This is a genomic window from Lentilactobacillus buchneri, from assembly GCF_018314255.1.
GTDB lineage: Bacteria > Bacillota > Bacilli > Lactobacillales > Lactobacillaceae > Lentilactobacillus > Lentilactobacillus buchneri.
The window spans coordinates 628,512-645,155 of the sequence record NZ_CP073066.1; the positions used below are offsets into that span (position 1 = coordinate 628,512).

The following is a 16,644-nucleotide window of genomic DNA, read 5'->3' on the forward strand; positions in this document are numbered from 1 at the left end:
AGACACGTCATCTGAGAAACCGTTATTTGTTATCGGTAAATTACTGTTTTAACCTGGAATCTTCCTGAGCACGCTTTTGATACATTGGAATTTCGTCCTCACTGGCACGAACCCAGTGATGCGGCACAATTTCAACTAATGAACGTTCCTTGCCGTCAAATTCCTGGCTGGCATCGTAAGGAATTTGAACTCGGGCCCGTTCATACTCTGGATCGGGTACCGGCACAGCGGACAAGAGGCTGGCTGTATAGTCATGTAGTGGATGCGCATAAATCTCATCAGAACTGGCAATTTCCAGCATTCTGCCATAGTGCATGACACCAATTCGATCGGAAATGTACTTAACCATTGAAAGGTCATGGGCGATAAACAGGTAAGTCAGGTTCCGTTCACGCTGCAATTTCTTCAGCAAATTAACCACTTGAGCCTGAATGGAAACATCCAAAGCAGAAATCGGTTCGTCGGCAATGATAAATTGCGGTTGAACGGCGAGGGCTCTGGCAATCCCGATTCGTTGTCGCTGACCACCTGAAAATTCATGAGGATAACGGCTGGAGTGGTCTTTGTTCAAACCGACGGTCTCCAGCAAATCTTCAACCTGCTTGGAACGGTCAGCATCATCTTTGGCTAAATGATTAATATCAATTCCTTCAGCGACAATATCCTTAACTTTCATCCGGGGGTTAAGTGAGGCATAGGGATCTTGAAAGATCATCTGCATGTCCCGACGGAATGTTTGCTTTTGCTTCTTGGAATTGAGCTTGGAAACGTCCTGGCCGTCAAAGACAATCTTCCCGGATGTCGGTTCATATAAATGGATGATTGCCCGCCCGGTTGTCGTTTTACCAGAACCGGACTCACCAACCAGACCAAAGGTTTCTCCGCGATAGACATCAAAAGTAATGTCATCAACGGCACGAACTTCATTTGGCTTACCAATGTTGAAGTATTGTTTTAGGTGTTCAACCTGTAATATTTTGTTTTCTTCTGAATAATCAATCACAGTTGCTCCTCCTGTTCTTCAACATGATTCCCCTTGCTCTTATTAATTTCTTGATGAACAAGTTCGGCGTAGTGCTTCTGGCGTTCGATGATTGGTTCAGGTGGCGTCACTTTGGGTGCCCGTTTGTCGAGTAACCAAGTTGCCGCATAATGGGTATCAGATACCTTGAAAAATGGCGGCTGCTTTTCGGTGTCAATTTTGAGGGCGTATTTATTCCGCGCAGCAAACGCATCCCCAACTGGTGGATCCAATAAATCGGGTGGCGTTCCTGGAATTGATGGTAACTCAGTCCCGCTGGTGTCCATGGTCGGCATCGAGTTCAGCAAGCCCCAAGTGTACGGATGCTTTGGATTATAGAAGATCTCGTCAACCGTTCCGTATTCGACAATTTTGCCGGCATACATAACGGCCACTCGATCAGCCATCCCGGCAACCACTCCCAAATCATGGGTAATGAAAATAATTGAGGTATTGGTTTTGGCCTGCAATTCTTTCATCAAATCCAAGATCTGAGCTTGAATCGTTACATCCAAGGCAGTCGTTGGCTCATCAGCAATCAGAATTTCAGGATAGTTCACCAAGGCAATGGCAATAACGATTCGTTGTCTCATCCCACCTGAAAATTGGTGAGGATAGTTGTTAATCCGCTGTTCGGCATTTTCAATGCCAACCAGCTTCATCATTTCCAAAGCTTGGGCATAAGCTTTTTCACGTTTCATGCCCTTATGAATAATCAAAGGTTCGGCAATCTGCTTACCGATTTTCATTGTTGGGTCCAATGATGTCATTGGATCCTGGAAAATTTCGGCAATGTCTCGACCACGAATCTGGTCCATTTGTTTGCGGGACTTCTTTAACAAATCTTGGCCCTTAAACATAATTGTTCCGCTGTCAATCACAGCATTGGGCGAGTTCAATCCCATAATACTTCTTGTGGTAACCGTTTTGCCTGAGCCGGATTCCCCAACAATCGCCAGGGTTTCACCCTTTCTCAAATCAAAACTCACATCTCGAATCGCTTGAACAGTACCGGCATAAGTATTGAAGTTGATTTTGAGATTTCTTACCTCAAGAACATCTTTTTCGTTTTCCATCTCAAAACACCTACTCTCTACTCTTTGGATCAAGGGCATCACGAAGCCCATCACCCAAGATATTAAATGCAATCATTAAGACTGAAAGAACGATCGCTGGATACCACATCTGATAAGGCAGGAACTGGAAGTTCTTCTGACCATCGTTAATCAACGTACCAAGTGATGCCTGAGGGGCACTGATACCAATTCCGATGTATGACAGGAAGGCTTCGAAGAAGATTGCAGTTGGAATGGTAAACATCAAGTTAATGATGATCACACTACTCAAGTTAGGCAATAAATGCTTAAAGGCAATCTTCCAAGAACTTTCACCCAACGTTCGGGCCGCCAGGATAAATTCCTGGTTCTTCAGTTCCAGCGTCTGCGCCCGGACCAGCCGGGCCATGTTAATCCAACTGGTAATCGCAATTGACAGGATAATTGCGGTCATTCCTGGCTTCAAGACCAGGATTAACAGAACCATCACAACCAGGTTAGGAATTGACAGCATGATTTCGATGATTCGTTGCATCAAGGTATCAACCCGGCCGCCGATCCAACCTGAAGTAATGCCGTAAACCACCCCAAATGCCAAATCGAAGAAACTGGCAATCAAAGCAATTTCAAGGGAAATTCGCGTTCCATATAAGATTCTTGAGAACAGGTCACGACCAAGGTAATCCGTTCCTAAAATGTAGAAATGGTTGCCGGCATGAGCCTGCGCATAAGCGTTAACCCGTTGGCCGGATTGATCAATGGTTCCGTTAAACCCGTTAATATCAATACCGGGAATCTTCGGCGGCAAGTTCGCGAAGTTCGGGTTGGTCGCATTTGGATTATGTGTTTCAAATAAAAATGAGAAGAAAGCTAAAATAAAGAGAATGATTAAAATCACCAAAGCAATCATTGCTGCTTTATTCTTCCGCAATCGACGCCACGAGTCTTGTAAGAAAGTTAAAGATGGCGTTGCGATTTTTTCGTCGTCCAGCTTAGCACGATCGGCACCGGCAATCGGTGTAAAATCGTCAGCTGAAGTTTGTTTTGCATTGTCTGCCATTATTATTCTCCCTCCTACTTATTAATTCTGATTCGTGGATCAATTAATCCATAAACAATATCAGTAATCAACAGCACAACACAAAGCATCGCACTATACACAATTGTCAGTCCCATGATGGTTGGATAATCGTTGGTCAAAATCGACTTAACGAATTGTTCACCGATTCCGGGAATCGAGAAGATATTTTCAACAACCATTGAACCGGTCATAATGTTAACGGCCAGCGGTCCAATAATCGTGACAACTGGAATTAAACTGTTTCGCAGTGCGTGGTGGTAAATAATTCCAACTTTGTTGAGTCCCTTGGCCTTTGCCAGTTCAATATAATCTGAACTCAACACGTCCACCATTTCTGTCCGCATGAATCGGGCGGTTTCGGCTAATGGCGACGCGGCCAGCGCCAAGGTCGGCAGGACGGTATACATAAACCCGCCCCAGTCGGCGATTGGGAATAATCTCAATTTCAACCCCAGGTAGTACTGCAAGAGGACCGCCAAAACGAATGAAGGAATTGAAATAAACAGAATCGAGATGATGGTAGCTGAAGTATCAACCCAAGTATTGGCTTTGATGGCACCAACGGCACCAACAACCAATCCTGCAAGAACTCCCAGTACCATTCCTTGACCACCAATGATCAGAGATGGTCCAAGTCGACTGGAAATTAAGTATGAAACCGGTTGGTTACTGAATTGGAAGGAAGTCCCGAAGTTACCGTGGATGATGCCACCCAGGTAGGCCAGGTATTGCTGCCAGACAGGTTTGTCCAACCCATACTGTTTATAAATTTGATGAATCTGTGTCGGTGTCAATTTGGCTTGGTTAGTCAATGGAGTACCAGGCATTAATTTCATCAAGAAAAAGGTAATCGTACTGACGATAAACAAGGTCAGAATAATGTAGAATATTCGTTTTCCCAAGTATTTTGCCATAAGTGTTCCTCTCATTTCTAATTATGTTGTAACTATTTTTCATAAACCCCATAATAATGTAAAAGAGGCCGGATTTCAATAACCAGCCTCAAATACATCGAACTGTTCATTTAATAATTACTTAACGTAAGCCTTGGACCAGTCGTATTGTGGTGAGGTGGTGAAGGCTTGAACACCCTTAACAGATCCCTTAAGCAAAGCGGCTTGACCTTGTTGATAAAGTGGAACTAATCCTTGTTGGTTCATCAAGATCTTTTCAGCTTGAACCATATCGTTCCAACGAGCGGTTTCGTTGTTGGCATCGGTTGATTCTGACTTCTTGATCAAAGCGTCGTATTGCTTGTTAGACCATTTACCATCGTTGTATGAGTTGTTAGATGTCATCAAGTCCAAGAAGTTGCTTGGATCTGGGTAATCGGCAATCCATGCAGAAAGACCAATATCAAATTGTTGATTTTCCATCTTAGTTAATTTTGACTTAAATGGAATGTTTGAGTTGGTAATCTTCAAACCAGGTAATTTGGTTAATTGACTTTGAACAAATTCAGTTGCCCGTTTGGTATCATCATCATCGGCACCCATTAAGGTCAGGCTCAATGACTTCTTACCAACTTGTTTCAAACCTTTTGCGAATAAGGCTTTGGCTTCTTTCAAGTTGTAATCAGTACCGGCTTTGACATATGCCTGATCGGCAAAGTCCTTGCCGTTGTGTTTAGCCATACTTGCTGGAACAAAGCCCTTAGGAGCAATGTCGCCACCTTGCATAACTTTGTTAACCATTTGCTTCTTGTCAATTGCTAATCCCATCGCTTTACGGATATTGACGTTTCGAAGGGCTGGGATCTTCTTAGTGTTGAATTCCATGTAAGTAGTTGAAGCTTGTGGGAAGACAACGTAATCTTTGTTGTTCTTGTTGTTGGCTGCCAAAGTTCCACTCAAAGTGGTGAAGTCAAGCTTGCCGCTGTTGAAACTGTTCAATGAAGTTGAAGGTGTCTTAACAGCTTGGAAGTTAACTTGGTCAAGTTTGACCTTCTTAGCATCCCAGTACTTAGAGTTCTTAACGAGCTTCCAAGTATCGTTGGTTCCTGACCAGCCCTTCAAGATAAATGGACCGTTGTAGCTGTTCTTGGTTGAATTGGTACCATAATCGCTACCATATTTGGCAACCGTCTTTGAATTCTGTGGGAAGAATTCTGGTTGGGTAACCATGAACTTGAAGTAGCTTTGTGGTTGATCAAGGGTAACGACGAACTTATAGTCACCGTCAGCCTTAACACCCAACTTGGAAGGTGACATTTTTCCTGCGTTGATCTTAGCAGCGTTCTTGATGTTGGCAAATATGTAAGCATATTGTGAAGCCGTCTTTGGCTTAACGGTTCTTTGCCAAGCATAGACGAAATCCTTTGCAGTAACCGGAGTGCCATCGTTCCACTTGGAGTGACGCAGATTGAATGTCCATGTCTTCCCATCTTTAGAAACGTTGTAACTCTTGGCAACCCCTGGGTCTACTTTGTTGTCCTTGGCCATGCGAAGAAGTCCTTCGTTGGTACCATTGGCAACTTGTGCTGAATACAGGTCAATCATCTTTGAAGTATCCATGGTTGAAATGGCGGATGGTGTCATCCAACTAACTTCTTGCTTCTTGGTTCCTTGTGAAGATTTACTTCCACACCCAGCAAGGATCAGGCCAGTAACCAGCGCTACCCCACCGAGTTTCGCTAATGAATTAATTTTCATGTTGCGATACTTCCCTTCTCATATATGAAATACTTAATTTGTAATGACCTTATTTTAAATTAAAATTTGATTAAAAGCAAACACTATCTGGTCATTCAATCGATTTGTCCGGTGCCGAATTGGTATGGGTGGTTAATTGTGAACGCTTAATTGCTTAACCACCAGTGTTTGAAGATTCTCTTTCACTTTCAAAATTTTTAAAAATTTATTGGTAAAAATGATTCTGTACTAGAGATACGCACCAATTAAGTCAGATATGCGCTCCAGGCGCAAACCGATTCACAGCAGGAATCAATCGCTTACTCACTATATTAAGAGAAGTGTCAGGTGTCGATATACATATTTATATGCATAAAAAAGCTCACCGCGAATTGGGTGAGCTTTTCTATGATATTAAAGTTTATTTAACAGTAATCTTGGACCAATCCCACTGCGGTGCAGTTGGGAAGAATTGAACGCCGTGAATCTTTGGCTTCATCAAAGTTGAAATTGCGGGTTGATAAAGTGGCACAATCCCTTGATCGTTCATCAAGACTTTTTCAGCTTGAACCATGTCATTCCAACGAGCACTTTCGTTAGCGGCGTCAGTGCTTTCGGATTTCTTAACGAGAGCATCATACTTGGCGTTGCTCCATTTACCATTGTTGTAACTGTTCTTGGAAGTCAAGATATCCAAGAAGTTGCTTGGGTCAGGATAATCAGCGTTCCAGGCAGTAATGACCAGATCAAATTGGCCACTGGCAGAACGTGACAGACGCGTCTTATAAGGAACGTTTTGGTTGGTGATCTTAACACCTGGCAATTTGGTCAACTGACTTTGAACAAATTCGGTTGATCGTTTGGCAACGTCGGTATCGTCTGAAAGTAACGTCAGGTTAACCGACTTCTTGCCAGTTTCCTTCAAACCTTTAGCCCAGTATTTCTTGGCTTCGTTCAAGTTGTAGGCCACCGCACTCTTCACGTATGACTGATCGGCAAAGTCCTTACCGTTACGTTGTGACATGTCGTCGGCAACGAATCCCTTTGGTGCCTGTGAACCATCGGCGAGCACTTTGTTGGCTAATTGTTTCTTGTCGATGGCAAGTGAGAAGGCTTTACGGATATTTCTATTCTTAAACATTGGGAACTTCTTCTCGTTCATTTCCAAGTAGTAGATTGAGGCTTGCTTGTACAAGTGATAGTTCTTATCGTTCTTGTATTGTTTAACTTGAGTTCCGCTCAAAGTGGTGAAATCAAGCTTGCCGCTTTGATAACCGTTCAAGGCGGTGTTAGGATCTTTGATTGCCTGCATGTTTAAGGTATCAAGCTTAATTGCCTTGGCATTCCAGTACTTTGGATTCTTAACGAGTTTCCAAGTATCGTTGGTTCCGTTCCAGCCCTTCAAAACGAAAGGTCCATTGTAGCCGTTCTTTTGAGCATCAGTTCCATATGAAGACCCATATTTTTTAACCTTCGAAATTTCTTCAGGGAAATAGTAACTCTGAGAAACCATGAATTTGAAGTAACTTTGTGGCTTGATCAAATGAACAACCAGTTTGTAATCACCCTCGGCTTTAGCCCCCAGCTTGGATGGTGATAATTTACCGGCGTTAATTTTGTCGGCATTTTCGATGTTGGTAAAGATATAAGCATACTGTGAAGCCGTCTTGGGATTAACGGTCCGCTGCCATGAGTACACGAAGTCCTTGGCAGTTACCGGTGTCCCATCATTCCATTTCGAGTGACGGAGGTTAAACGTCCAGGTCTTGCCATCCTTGGACACGGTATAATTCTTGGCAACGCCAGGCACAACTGCATTGCCCGTTGTCATCTTCAACAGCCCCTCATTAGTCGCGTTAACATTTTGACTGGAAATCAAATCAGTCATCTTCGAGACATCCATGGTGTTAATGTTGGCGGCTACCATCCAATTGGCAGATTGTTTCTTGGCCCCGGAATCGGAGGATTTGCTGCCACACCCAGCTAACACAACCGCAATGAGCAGAGAAACACCAGCGATCTTTAAAAGTGATTTAGTCCTCATAAATATGAAACTTCCCTTCTGTCTTATGTATTATCTGTGAACTCGTTCATTTTAAATTAAAATTTAATTAAAATCAATATCATTTGAATATTATTATAAGACTGATTTGCCGGTATTGTTGTGGAAGTCAATGAGATCAATGCTATGGGAGATGAATTTCAGATAATAAAAGTTGCATATATTTTTAATCTTTGACACCGGTCAATGATCAGATCCGAAAACGAAGTGCACTTTGTCCACTATTTATTTACATTTGTGTGTTATACTTGAACACATAATTTATTAGGAGGCACCACATGGATTTACAAGTTACTTTAACTCCTGTTGTCACGATTGGATTGAACCGCAACACCAGCAGCTTCGAGTATTCAATGACTGAATTGAATAACTTGGCAGAAGCTAACAATATGAAGGTTGTTGAAACCTTGGTTCAAAAATTAGACCGGCCCGATCCTGCCACTTACTTCGGTAAAGGCAAGATTGAAGAGTTGACCCAAGTCGTCATCGATGAGGGTGTTGATACCATTGTGGTCAACGATGAACTGTCGCCCAGCCAAATCCGGAATATTGAGAAAAATACCCATTCCCGGATCATTGACCGAACCGGTTTGATCCTCGAAATCTTTGCTAACCGGGCTCAGTCCCGCGAAGCCAAACTTCAAGTTGAATTAGCCAAATTAAAATATCAACTACCGCGGCTGCATACCAGTGCCAGCCAACGGTTGGATCAACAGACCGGTACCAGTAGTGGTGCTGGTGGCGCAACCAACCGTGGTGCCGGTGAATCACAATACGAATTGAACCGGCGGACACTGGAAAAGCGAATTACCCACGTCAATCAAGAACTCAAAGAAACCGCCAAGGCTGATCAGACCAAGCGCAAGCAGCGTGACCGCAGTGAAATGCCAACAGTTGCCCTGGTCGGTTACACCAACGCTGGTAAGTCAACGGTCATGAATGGCATGATCAACTTGTTTGGCGAGAATGAAGACAAACAGGTCATGGTTAAGAACATGTTGTTTGCCACCTTGGACACTTCAGTTCGAAAATTAACCTTACCAGACCAGAAACGTTTCCTATTAAGTGACACCGTTGGGTTCGTTAGTCAACTGCCCCACCAATTAGTTCAAGCATTCAAGTCAACCTTGTCGGAAGCTGCCAATGCGGACCTGCTGATTCAAGTTGTCGACTACTCTGATCCCCATCGTGAATTGATGATGAAGACCACCGAAGATACCCTCAGTGAAATTGGTGTTAACGGGGTGCCGATGATCGTTGCTCTCAATAAAGCCGACAAGATGGAGGTTGCCTTCCCATCCCGCGAAGGCGACAACCTGATCATGTCTGCCATGGATGAAAAGTCACTGCAAGAATTAGCGACGATGATTAAAGAAAAGATTTTCAAAAACTATCATCGATTAACGTTATTAATTCCATTTAGTGACGGTGACGTTGTTTCGTATTTGAATGAGAACACGAATATTGAAGCCACCCATTACCGCGATGATGGAACGGTCATTACAGCGGAATTAAATGACGTAGATGCCAAGCGATTTGAAAAGTACCTATTAACTACGGAATAAGTTGGTTGTTAACAACAGCAGATTCTGATACTATTTGTTGCATATTTTTTTGAGAAGAAGAGAGGAAAAACCATGAAAGAACAGAAAGAAGTAACGCTGGACCGTGACCTTGGTCTCTGGTCAGCGTTAGCCCTTGTGATTGGAACGATTATTGGTGCCGGTGTCTTTGTTCGTCAGTCTGCCGTCCTAGACGATGCCGGCTCAACGTCAATGGCCCTATTTGCCTGGCTGGCAGGGGGGATTTTAACCATCACCGCCGGATTGACAATTGCTGAAATTGCATCTCAAATGCCTGAAACCGGTGGTCTCTACGTTTATATGGAACGGATCTATGGCAAGTTATGGGGCTTTCTCTCCGGCTGGATGCAGATTATTATCTACGGCCCGGCAATGATCGCCTCGCTTGGTGCATATCTGGCCATTTTATTATCAGATTTCTTTGGCTTCCCAAGCAAGTACAATGCCATTCTGGCAATTGGCACCATCGTCTTAGTTGGTATTTTAAATTTATTCTCGAACCGTTACGGTGCGACGTTTGCTATTATTACGACGATTTGTAAATTGGTTCCTGTTGCCGCATTAATCATCTTTGGCCTTTTCTTTGGTAATGAAAGTGCCTTTGGTCAAAGTTTGGTTCACGTACATCAATCTGCCGGCAACTTTGGTGTTGCGATCTTGGCAACTCTATTCGCCTTCGATGGCTGGATTTTGGTTGCCAACCTGGGTGGTGAAATTAAGAACCCGCGTAAGCTTTTGCCACAGGCGATTACCTTTGGTATTTTGGCTGTCTTAGCGATTTACCTGCTGGTCTCTTACGGTGTTTATCGTTCTGTTCCTGCTGAACAGATTCATCGTTTGGGCACCAGTGCCATTCCATACATCGCCAACCAGGCCTTTGGTGAAGTTGGTGGCAAGATCTTAAGTATTGGGATCATCATCTCAATTGTCGGCTGTATGAATGGTAAGATCATGACTTTCCCACGGATTATGTATGCGATGGCTAAACGTGGTCAACTGCCATTCTCAAAGACGCTGTCCTACTTACACCCAAAGTCACACACCCCAATTTTCTCAACGGTTGCCGAGTTATTGATCGTCACAGTGATGATCATCTTCTCCAACGCTGACCGCTTGTCAGAATTATGTATCTTCACTGTATACTGCTTCTATGTGATGGCCTTTGTCGGCGTTTTCCTCTTGCGAAAACGCAATCCGGATCAACATCGGGTATTCTCAACACCATTGTTCCCAATCACCCCAATCCTAGCAATCGGCGGTTCCTTGTTCGTCATCGTCAGTGAAATCATGTCTGACCTACCGGGTGTCTTAACATCATTTATCTTTGTCGCCGTTGGTATTCCGGTATTTTATTATGAAACTAAGAAATACCGTGAGAGCCAAGCAGCTGCAGCAAAAGAAGAATCATTAGATAACGAAAACTAATAACTCATACAAAAAACGAGCTGGAAATCAAATTTGATTTCCAGCTCGTTTTTTGTAGTTGAGGCAATTTTATGGTAAGACAACGACCTTGCCGAAACTATCATGACTATCCAGGTAGGATTGAGCGTCGGCGGTATGTTTCAGATCAAACACCTTGGTTGGTGCTACGTCCACGTGATTGTTGTTAATGATATCAAACAAATCATCAAACACCCGTTGGTTTAGGGCACCGGATTCAAAACTGGTTAAATAACCACCATTGAGTTGGGAAATGGGCTCGAAGTGAGTTAAGTCCCAAATGCCGCCAAGTTCACCGGTGACACAGGTAATCCCATTTTCTTTAATGAATTGCATGGAGTTGGGCAGCGTCAATGCCCCAACCAGTTCTAAGATTCGATCAAATTGTCTCCCGGTTGCCTGCAATTGGTTATCTTGATCCAAGACAACTTCATCAAAGCCGACCGATTTCAATTCATCGGTCTTTTCCAGATGCCGGGTGGAGCCGACCAGCTTGATCGATGGCACCATTGCCCGCGCTAATTTACCGGCAGCAACCCCTACACCACTGGTTGCACCACGAATGAGCAGTGAATCTGCTTCGTCGAGGTGCAGTTTGAGCAGTGATCCGTAGGCTGTCCCATAAGTCTCTGGAACGGCTGCCAAATCTTGAATCGCAAGGTGAGTGTTAACCGCATAAATTGGTCATTTGGCAGCAACGTATATTCCGCATAACTGCCGTCAAAAGCACGGCCCATGCCACCCATTACAGAAACCACAATTTGCCCCTTCTTCAAGCGCTTTGGATCGGTGGTTTCAACCACTTCGCCGACACACTCAATGCCCAGGATTCTTGGTAACTTGACAGATGGTGACCAACCATTTCTGGTAAAAATTTCTGAACGGTTGATCCCAAAACCTTTAACTTTCAATAGCGTCCAACCGTCTTTGACTTTGGGCGTCGGCACATCTTCATAGGATAAGGCGGAAGGTCCACCCGGGTGACGTAATACAATTGCTTTCATTCTAATTGCCCCCTAAACACTCTGTCGTTCGACAATTTTAATTGGCGTATGGTAGATTGTAAAATTAATCCGAACGCTGTTCGGGCAAAAAAGATCAGCTTCCTTTAAAATGGTGTTTACCACAAACCCATCTTTTAGGAGCTGATCTTTTGTCTAGTATAACCTATTCCGAACGAATTAAAATCGAAACCTTTTGTGAACTAGGGCTGTCCAATATCCAAATGGGCGTTCGGCTGAACCGATCACCGTCAACAATTTCTTATGAATTATCTCGATGTCAACCTTATCAGGCTGAATTAGCACAAACAGATGCCGAATACAAGCGATCACGATGTGGTCGGAAAACTAAGCTGAGCGATGAGTTAAAGCAAAAAATTCTCAACCATTTACGTCTAAGCTGGTCACCAGGAATGATTGCTCACGAATTTAAACTAGCTACTAAATCTATTTATAATTGGCTAAATCAGGGGAGAATTGATTTCTCCTTGAATGATCTACCTGAACATGGCGTACGCCAACGGCGTAACGTTGACCAACGATCCAAATATAATCAATCTTTGGGGCGATCAATTGAACAGCGTCCCATGATGATTAATCAACGTAATCGCATCGGCGATTTTGAACTAGATACAGTCGTTGGTCCTCGTGGGCATAGTAAGGCAGTTTTATTAACTTTAATCGATCGCAAATCACGGTTCCTTTGGGCATACCGGTTAAAAGATCGGACGACAGCGACTGTTAATGAAGCACTAACTAAGTTCCTAACCACTTTTAATGGTCCGGTGCACAGCTTTACTGTGGACCGTGGCACTGAGTTTAGTGGGCTAGTATCACTTGAATCACAATATGGTATTAAGACCTATTACTGCCATGCTTATACGCCAGCTGAGCGCGGCAGTAATGAACGATTTAATCGGAACTTACGCTATTTTTATCCTAAGGGGACTTATTTTGAGCACATTAGTGCTCAAGGCTTGAAAACCACCTTACTCGAAATTAATCAGAGACCACTTAAAATACTTGACTGGCAAACACCTTATCAGGTCATGCTGACCAATTTGTCAAAAAATTCGGATTAAATTTGCAATCTACCGTATACATTGAATAAAATTCTTTAAATGAGTCACTCACCAGCATATCCATTCCGTTAGCCCCCATCTCGAAAAAGGATTGGGTAACACTGGATAATTTAGGCCGAACGATGTCACACAATTGGGTGCCGTCAATCGTCAAGATTGCCAGCCGGTCCGGCACCTTCATCCCATAGTTGGTGGCTTGATTCAAAATTCCAATGCCTGCCAGATCACTTGAAGAAATCACGGCAGTCAACTCGGTTTGCGGACCATAATGTTCCATGGCGTTCACACCATCTTCATAGGTAAAATGCCCCCCGCAAATCCAATCCTCATCAAATGACAAATGGTTGTCACGCATGGCATCCCGGTAGCCTTCATAGCGCAAATGACCGACAAATGAATCCAAGTCGGTTGCGGCAAGCCCGATTTTTTGATGACCTTTGCCAATGAGATACTTGGTGGCCTGATAACCAATATCAAAGTCATTCGAAGAAATGAATGGAAAGGCACTATTCTTCAACGTCATCGAAATAAAAATAAATGGGATATTGGCATTTTCCAGCAACTCATCATTTGAAGGGTCCAAATCAATCGCCACTAGTAAAATCCCCATCACTGATCGTTCAATGACGGTTCGGATCGCTTTTGCCTGGACCTCGGCATCGCCTTCACCGGCGAAAATAATCATGACGCTCAGGTTATGAACCCGCGCCTGTTCTTGGATCCCCTTTAAGATCTGATCAGAGAAATTGGTTTGAGTAGAACTGACCAGAACCGCAATCACCTTGCTGCGTTGCGTGACCAGTTCCACTGCACTGGTGTTGCGCCGATAACCCAGTTGCTTAACTGCCGACCGTACTTTTTGAGCTGTTTTTTCTGAATAAAAGGCTTTTTGATTGGACAAAACTCGGGAGACCGTCGCCGGAGAAACCCCGGCAGCCCGGGCAACATCTTTAATTGTCGCAGCCATGTGTTCACCTCTTCATCAATATAGTCGGATAAATCTTCGAAACTAATTATACCACAGGGCCGATTAACCATTTCTGCCTCAAACGTTTGTGTTAGGATAGGTTTACGTATTTGAATAAGCACCTAGGCTCAAAGGCAACCATTTCCGGTTGTCTTTTTTGGTGTCCAATAAGCTTGGCGTTATAATTAAGGAAATTGTTCTGTAAAGGAGGGCTGCCCATGACCGCTTATGTTTTGTACCAACTCGAATGGATTTTAAGGCTATTTGTGGCCGCAATTTGTGGTGGCCTCGTCGGTTATGAGCGGAAGGTGCGGTTAAAGACCGCTGGGATTCGAACCCATATGTTAGTGGCGGTTGGATCTGCGCTGTTCATGATCATTTCGAAATATGGTTTCTTTGATGTCATCAACCATGCGGATGTCAGCTTGGACCCTTCTCGAATTGCCTCGCAGGTTGTTACTGGAATTGGTTTTATTGGCGCCGGGGCAATCATTACCCGAAATCACAAGATTGACGGGTTAACCACCGCGGCCGGTCTGTGGGCGACCGCTGCAATTGGCCTGGCAATTGGGGCTGACATGTATGTTATCGGCATTGCTGGGACGTTGTGCATCCTAGTTACCCAGACCATCGTCCGTCAGATTCGGGCATTCAAACGATACCCTAACCGTTCCTTACTTCGCCTGCAAGTGACTTTTAACGGCGAACTGGCCTCGATGGATGAGCTGCCGGGCCGCCTGCGAGCGATCGGCAGTGCTGATATCCGAATGAGAATCGTCGCTTACAAACCGGATTCGTTCTCACTGGAAGTCCGGGTAAAATTGCAGCATAAAATGGATCCGGACGAGTTTATCCGCCAAATGAGTGATTTGGTCGATGTACGGAAGATTGAAGTGCTGGATTAAATTCCGAATATAAATACAACACTCAGCGTAAAGCCGCCAGTAAGGCTTCTTTTTTGGACGGGAGAATGGCTTTATGTTATCTTTACAGGAAAGCATTAGTGACCAAGTATTGGAGCCCTTGGTTCATCAGAGGGTACGAAAGTTCAGGGTCTGATTGAAATATACGAAAGGAGTAACTCAAATTCGGTTCTACAATATCTGTTGTTGGTAATAGATTTTTATCTATTACTGATGACAGATTTTTTGTTTATCATTAGAATAAAAAAGCGGACATCTCCCGTCCGTTAACTTGCTCCCACCACAGAATTAAGTCAAGAAAGAAAATGCCCTATGTCAAATGATACTACGAAAATGTTGTTAGGAATAGATGATGAACACTTAATAATTGAGGAAGGACAAGTGGGTGATGATGGAGTGATTCGATTGGTGGGGTCCCTAAACTACACCCCCAAGGCATGCCGCAATTGTGGGATTATCAATGATCACCAAATTATTGGCTATGGTTGGCGGAAGACCACCATTAGATTCGCAAAAACATTGGGCAGCACCGTTATCCTGTGTCTCAATCGGCGAAACTTTCACTGTAAGGCTTGTCATACCAATTTCCTGGCGCAGACGAATGCGGTGCCGAAACACTGCACGATTTCAAATACGACCCGCAAACAATGCTTAGAAAAACTGACCGAACCGGTTTCGCTCAAACACATTGCCGATGAGTTATCCACTTCGGATTCATTCGTTGGTCGGCAGCTCTTGCGCGCTGAACGGGACTTTCAAACCAACTGGCACTATTTACCAAAAGTTCTCCTCATGGACGAAGTTAAAAGCACTAAGAGCGCCACCGACGCGATGAGCTTTGAATTTATGGATGCGGAAACCCACGAATTGATCGACCTGTTACCCTTTAGGACCATCTATCAGCTTCAAAAGTATTTCCAGCATTACGACCAGGCTGCGCGAGAAAATGTGAAAATTATCGTCACCGATATGAACTATACCTATCCCAAATTGGTGGGGCAGATCTTTCCGAACGCCATCGTTGTCATCGATCCGTTCCACTTGGTTAACGCTTTAAATCGAGCTTTTAATAAGACGCGGGTGCGCCTCATGAAAACCCTGGCGACTTCCTCACGCGAGTATCACGCCCTAAAACGCTATTGGAAACTATTATTAACGCCGGAAAATCACCTCAACTACGAAGCTTTCCGTAAGTGGACAAACTTCCCTTATCCAGCGACTGCCACTGATGTGGTTGATGCTTTATTGGACATTGATCCCGAGCTCAAGCAAACTTACAACGTGATGAATCGGTTACGTGAAACCATCAAAAACCGTGATTGGCCCAACTATAATCAAGTATTCCATCACTTAGAGGGCTGCTCGGAAGAGATGTTGGCAACCCTCCAGACCCTAGCGACTCATCATGATGAAATTGGCAATACCTTTACTCACCATTACACCAACGGGCCCTTAGAAGGTTCAAACAACAAGATTAAAGTCATTAAACGCACTGGATTTGGTTACCGAAACTTCTTCAGATTCCGGCTAAGAGTGCTGTTCGCTTTTCGAGTTCATACAAAAAGAGCTCTAATCACCAAGTGATTAGAACTCCAATATTTTGTTCACCAACAACAGTTGACGAAGAACCTCAAATTCAAACTTGAGTTACTCCTTTTTGAACTACATTTATTTTGATTAATATGTTCACTGTTATTTGGTGGGTTTATTTTGTGGTGAACATTAGTTGGAGCCTCACCTTTACATAGATCAAACGTGTTCCGACGACCCAGATGAGTGATTTGATCGATGCACGG

At 43.9% G+C, this 16,644-nt stretch carries 12 protein-coding genes and 1 pseudogene; 5 read left to right on the forward strand and 8 right to left on the reverse strand.

The features are described from left to right. Nucleotides 1-40: 40 nt before the first annotated feature. From KE627_RS03235 to KE627_RS03260, 6 genes are all read right to left on the reverse strand, one after another. Nucleotides 41-1,003 (reverse strand): ABC transporter ATP-binding protein, encoded by a 963-nt coding sequence (locus tag KE627_RS03235; protein WP_014940411.1) that lies wholly within the window; start codon nt 1,001-1,003, stop codon nt 41-43. Beyond that, the gene (locus tag KE627_RS03240) at nt 1,000-2,097 is read right to left on the reverse strand and encodes an ABC transporter ATP-binding protein (protein ID WP_013728598.1); all 1,098 of its coding nucleotides are present in this window, start codon (nt 2,095-2,097) and stop codon (nt 1,000-1,002) included. Before KE627_RS03240 ends, KE627_RS03235 begins: the two co-directional genes overlap by 4 nt. 10 nt (nt 2,098-2,107) lie before the next feature. Further along, nucleotides 2,108-3,136 carry an ABC transporter permease gene (locus KE627_RS03245; RefSeq protein WP_013728599.1) on the reverse strand — a complete coding sequence of 343 codons (1,029 nt, stop codon included), beginning with the start codon at nt 3,134-3,136 and terminating at the stop codon, nt 2,108-2,110. Between the two features lie 14 nt (nt 3,137-3,150). Beyond that, the gene (opp3b, locus tag KE627_RS03250; RefSeq protein WP_013728600.1) at nt 3,151-4,071 is read right to left on the reverse strand and encodes an oligopeptide ABC transporter permease; all 921 of its coding nucleotides are present in this window, start codon (nt 4,069-4,071) and stop codon (nt 3,151-3,153) included. A 117-nt stretch (nt 4,072-4,188) separates the two neighbouring features. After that, nucleotides 4,189-5,808: a peptide ABC transporter substrate-binding protein gene (locus KE627_RS03255; RefSeq protein WP_013728601.1), complete on the reverse strand. Its 1,620-nt coding sequence runs from the start codon at nt 5,806-5,808 to the stop codon at nt 4,189-4,191. 400 nt (nt 5,809-6,208) lie between these two features. Continuing rightward, nucleotides 6,209-7,831, reverse strand: coding sequence for a peptide ABC transporter substrate-binding protein (locus tag KE627_RS03260; protein WP_056939168.1), 1,623 nt, complete (start codon nt 7,829-7,831; stop codon nt 6,209-6,211). Nucleotides 7,832-8,127: 296 nt separating this feature from the next. Between KE627_RS03260 and hflX the strand changes: the two genes are divergently transcribed. Continuing rightward, nucleotides 8,128-9,414, forward strand: a complete 1,287-nt coding sequence (hflX, locus tag KE627_RS03265; protein ID WP_056939167.1) for a GTPase HflX — start codon at nt 8,128-8,130, stop codon at nt 9,412-9,414. A gap of 72 nt (nt 9,415-9,486) precedes the next feature. Beyond that, nucleotides 9,487-10,857: an APC family permease gene (locus KE627_RS03270; RefSeq protein WP_013728603.1), complete on the forward strand. Its 1,371-nt coding sequence runs from the start codon at nt 9,487-9,489 to the stop codon at nt 10,855-10,857. A gap of 69 nt (nt 10,858-10,926) precedes the next feature. Here the strand turns inward: KE627_RS03270 and KE627_RS03275 are convergent. Next, nucleotides 10,927-11,879, reverse strand: a pseudogene (locus KE627_RS03275) (zinc-binding dehydrogenase). Between the two features lie 149 nt (nt 11,880-12,028). Here KE627_RS03275 and KE627_RS03280 point away from each other — a divergent pair. Further along, a complete protein-coding gene (locus KE627_RS03280; RefSeq protein WP_146971951.1) occupies nt 12,029-12,958 on the forward strand; it encodes an IS30-like element ISLpl1 family transposase in 930 nt (309 codons plus the stop codon). On the opposite strand, the gene KE627_RS03285 is transcribed toward KE627_RS03280, so the two are convergent. After that, entirely contained in the window at nt 12,924-13,925 is a 1,002-nt protein-coding gene (locus KE627_RS03285) for a LacI family DNA-binding transcriptional regulator (RefSeq protein WP_211772868.1), read from the reverse strand. The two genes, KE627_RS03280 and KE627_RS03285, sit on opposite strands and share 35 nt — an antisense overlap. A gap of 218 nt (nt 13,926-14,143) precedes the next feature. On the opposite strand from KE627_RS03285, the gene KE627_RS03290 reads away from it, so the two are divergent. Further along, nucleotides 14,144-14,830 carry an MgtC/SapB family protein gene (locus KE627_RS03290; protein ID WP_013728606.1) on the forward strand — a complete coding sequence of 229 codons (687 nt, stop codon included), beginning with the start codon at nt 14,144-14,146 and terminating at the stop codon, nt 14,828-14,830. Nucleotides 14,831-15,160: 330 nt separating this feature from the next. Then, nucleotides 15,161-16,432: an ISL3 family transposase gene (locus tag KE627_RS03295; RefSeq protein WP_035181568.1), complete on the forward strand. Its 1,272-nt coding sequence runs from the start codon at nt 15,161-15,163 to the stop codon at nt 16,430-16,432. Nucleotides 16,433-16,644: the final 212 nt, after the last annotated feature.

What these genes read in the sequence shown, in the direction of transcription:
- KE627_RS03240 (WP_013728598.1), bottom strand. Translation starts at nt 2,097, where the DNA reads ATGGAAAACGAAAAAGATGTTCTTGAGGTAAGAAATCTCAAAATCAAC.
- KE627_RS03245 (WP_013728599.1), bottom strand. Translation starts at nt 3,136, where the DNA reads ATGGCAGACAATGCAAAACAAACTTCAGCTGACGATTTTACACCGATT.
- opp3b (WP_013728600.1), bottom strand. Translation starts at nt 4,071, where the DNA reads ATGGCAAAATACTTGGGAAAACGAATATTCTACATTATTCTGACCTTG.
- KE627_RS03255 (WP_013728601.1), bottom strand. Translation starts at nt 5,808, where the DNA reads ATGAAAATTAATTCATTAGCGAAACTCGGTGGGGTAGCGCTGGTTACT.
- KE627_RS03260 (WP_056939168.1), bottom strand. Translation starts at nt 7,831, where the DNA reads ATGAGGACTAAATCACTTTTAAAGATCGCTGGTGTTTCTCTGCTCATT.
- hflX (WP_056939167.1), top strand. Translation starts at nt 8,128, where the DNA reads ATGGATTTACAAGTTACTTTAACTCCTGTTGTCACGATTGGATTGAAC.
- KE627_RS03270 (WP_013728603.1), top strand. Translation starts at nt 9,487, where the DNA reads ATGAAAGAACAGAAAGAAGTAACGCTGGACCGTGACCTTGGTCTCTGG.
- KE627_RS03285 (WP_211772868.1), bottom strand. Translation starts at nt 13,925, where the DNA reads ATGGCTGCGACAATTAAAGATGTTGCCCGGGCTGCCGGGGTTTCTCCG.
- KE627_RS03290 (WP_013728606.1), top strand. Translation starts at nt 14,144, where the DNA reads ATGACCGCTTATGTTTTGTACCAACTCGAATGGATTTTAAGGCTATTT.
- KE627_RS03295 (WP_035181568.1), top strand. Translation starts at nt 15,161, where the DNA reads ATGTCAAATGATACTACGAAAATGTTGTTAGGAATAGATGATGAACAC.